General features: G+C 56.6%; 3 protein-coding genes and 1 pseudogene. All 4 read left to right on the top strand.

The features are described from left to right. Positions 1–367, top strand: a pseudogene (locus RCCGE510_RS32355) (hypothetical protein); the annotation flags it as partial. Between the two features lie 49 nt (positions 368–416). Beyond that, on the top strand, positions 417–1,244 hold the full coding sequence (locus tag RCCGE510_RS32350; RefSeq protein ID WP_007637673.1) for a threonine/serine dehydratase: 828 nt from the start codon (positions 417–419) through the stop codon (positions 1,242–1,244). A gap of 271 nt (positions 1,245–1,515) precedes the next feature. Beyond that, positions 1,516–2,400: a formyltetrahydrofolate deformylase gene (purU, locus tag RCCGE510_RS32345; protein ID WP_037080790.1), complete on the top strand. Its 885-nt coding sequence runs from the start codon at positions 1,516–1,518 to the stop codon at positions 2,398–2,400. Beyond that, on the top strand, positions 2,397–2,755 hold a 359-nt coding region (locus RCCGE510_RS32340), incomplete at its 3' end, for a bifunctional 5,10-methylene-tetrahydrofolate dehydrogenase/5,10-methylene-tetrahydrofolate cyclohydrolase (protein ID WP_007637670.1). The genes purU and RCCGE510_RS32340, both read left to right, overlap by 4 nt.

The following is a 2,755-nucleotide window of genomic DNA, read 5'->3' as shown; positions in this document are numbered from 1 at the left end:
CTACATGTCGGCTCAGCTCCTGAGCTACCTGGAAGGGGAGTTATGGCATCGAAATGCTTCGCAGGCGAACCAGAATGCCGCCCGGATCGTGAATGCTTTGAAACAGCGCGCCGATGTCGAGGTGGCGCATCCCGTACAGATCAATGAGGTATTTGCCGCTCTGCCTTGGGTCCTCATAGAGACGCTCCGCGCCAGCGGTATTCAATTGCGGCCGTGGAACCTGAAAGGCGTCGGCCAGGGATATCGATTAGTGATGTCCTATTGCGACAGCGCTGACGACATCCGGCTGTTCGAGGAAGCCTGCGGCTCAGTGGTCACTTCTCGATGGGCTCTCGATTCTGACCACATCGGCGGTGGATCGAACTGATCAGCGAGCGCCAGACGAATTACAACGCAGTTCTAACGAAAGCAGTGCCATGCTTGAATATTCCATGATCGTGAAGGCTTCCCAGGTCCTTGCTGGCGTCACCAGGGTCACGCCCTTGCTCGAATCTGAACTCCTCAACCGAAAAATCGGCTTCCGTCTTCTTGTCAAAGCAGAATGCTTGCAGCGCACGGGGTCCTTCAAGATCCGTGGCGCCTACGTCAAAATCGCTTCATTGAGTGATGCAGAACGCGCCGCGGGCGTGGTGGCGTTCTCTTCGGGAAACCACGCACAAGGCGTTGCGGCCGCGGCAACTGAGATGGGGGTTCCCGCGACAATCGTCATGCCGGAGGACGCACCCGCGGTGAAGTTGCGCAATACTGCGGAGTATGGCGCAAAAGTCATCACCTACGACCGCGTCACGGGAGACCGTGCAAAGATTGCACGAGATATCGCGGCTGAAACGGGGGCAACCCTGATCCCTCCATACGACGATCACGTCCTGATGTCAGGGCAAGGCACGATTGGCCTGGAGATCGCCGATCAACTGACGAAATTGAATACGTCCGCGGACGTTCTCGTATGCCCGGTCGGTGGCGGCGGGCTGATCGCGGGAATAGCGACTGCGATAGCAGAGCTCTCTCCCGGCACCATGATCTGCACTGCGGAACCAGAACACTTCGACGATACCAAGCGCTCACTTGTCGCGGGTGAACGGGTTGGAAATGAGCCGGGTCACAATTCGATCTGCGATTCCATCGTCACGCAAATTCCTGGCGAAAAGACCTTCCCGATCAACCAAAAAACGTGGTTGCCGAGGGGTATGCGGTTTCGGAGGCCGAAGTCATTGCCGCGATGCAGACTCTCGCGGACTATCTGAAAATTGTTGCCGAACCAGGCGGCGCCGCTGCTGTTGGCGCCGTTCTGCGGGACCGAGAGAGATGGAAAGGCAAAAGGTTGTCGCGATCGTCTCCGGAGGAAATGTCGATCTTGATACTTGGCGCGGATATCTGACGTGAACGGCTGACGCCACCCGAGTGTGGCTCTCCGTCTTCTACAGTCGCTCGCGCCAACTCGTATGCCAACTTTCGCTTTAATTGCCCGCTTTTGCAAAAAGCGGACGAATTCCTGCAACCTTGTAAAGGCTACCTATGACCACCTACGTTCTAACCGCAACGTGCCAGTCTACAAGAGGAATCGTAGCAGCCATCTCCGGTTTTCTCTGTGAGATGGGCTGCAATATCGTCGATAGCTCTCAGTTTGACGACCTTAGTACCGGCCGCTTCTTTATGCGTGTCTCTTTCGTCTCGGAAGAAGGGATCGGCGCCGAAGTACTCACCGAGGGTCTCAAGCCAATCGCCGAGAAGTTCCGCATGGAGGCGGAGCTACATCTCCAAACGCAACGAATGAAAGTCCTCCTGATGGTATCCCGGTTTGGGCACTGCCTTAACGACCTTCTTTACCGCTGGCGTATCGGCGCACTGCCGATCGACATTGTCGGGGTCGTCTCGAACCATTTTGAATACCAGAAGGTCGTGGTGAACCACGATATTCCCTTTCACCATATCAAGGTGACGAAGGAGAACAAGCCGCAAGCCGAGGCCCAGCTTTTGGACCTTGTGGAGCAAACGGGAACCGAACTCGTCGTGCTTGCACGCTATATGCAGGTTTTGTCGGATGCGATGTGCCGAAAAATGTCCGGCAAGATCATCAATATTCATCACTCCTTCCTGCCGAGCTTTAAGGGTGCAAATCCCTACAAGCAGGCCTATGAGCGTGGAGTGAAGCTGATCGGCGCGACGGCACATTATGTCACTGCCGATCTCGACGAAGGGCCCATTATCGAGCAGGACACTGTCCGCATCAACCATGCCCAAAGCGCCGACGACTATGTCTCGATCGGTCGCGACGTGGAAAGCCAAGTGCTTGCGCGCGCCATCCACGCGCACATCCACCACAGAGTGTTCTTGAATGGCAATCGCACAGTCGTTTTTCCGGCCAGCCCCGGCAGCTACGCGTCGGAGCGTATGGGATGACGAGTGCAACGATCATTGACGGGAAAGCGGTCGCGGCTTCGGTGATCGACTCGGTGAAGACCGGGGCTGCGGCATTGGAGCAGCAGGACGGCGTCACGATCGGCCTGGCCGTCATTATTGTCGGCGACGATCCGGCAAGCCACACCTATGTGACCTCCAAGAGCCGACTGGCAAAAGAGTGCGGCTTTCATTCAGTGCAGCACACGCTGCCGGTCGACACGAGCCAGGGCAATCTCGCCGGCCTGGTGCAGACATTAAATGCCGACAAAACCATTCATGGCATCCTGGTGCAATTGCCGCTGCCCAAGCATCTCGATAGCGAAGCGGTCATCCAGTCGATCCAGCCGGAAAAGGA

It is taken from the genome of Rhizobium sp. CCGE 510 (genome assembly GCF_000292525.1).
Lineage (GTDB): Bacteria > Pseudomonadota > Alphaproteobacteria > Rhizobiales > Rhizobiaceae > Rhizobium.
This window is presented reverse-complemented; position numbering and strand designations above follow the sequence as displayed.

Excerpts from the sequence above, each read along its gene's own strand:
- RCCGE510_RS32350 (WP_007637673.1), top strand. The coding sequence starts at position 417 with ATGCTTGAATATTCCATGATCGTGAAGGCTTCCCAGGTCCTTGCTGGC.
- purU (WP_037080790.1), top strand. The coding sequence starts at position 1,516 with ATGACCACCTACGTTCTAACCGCAACGTGCCAGTCTACAAGAGGAATC.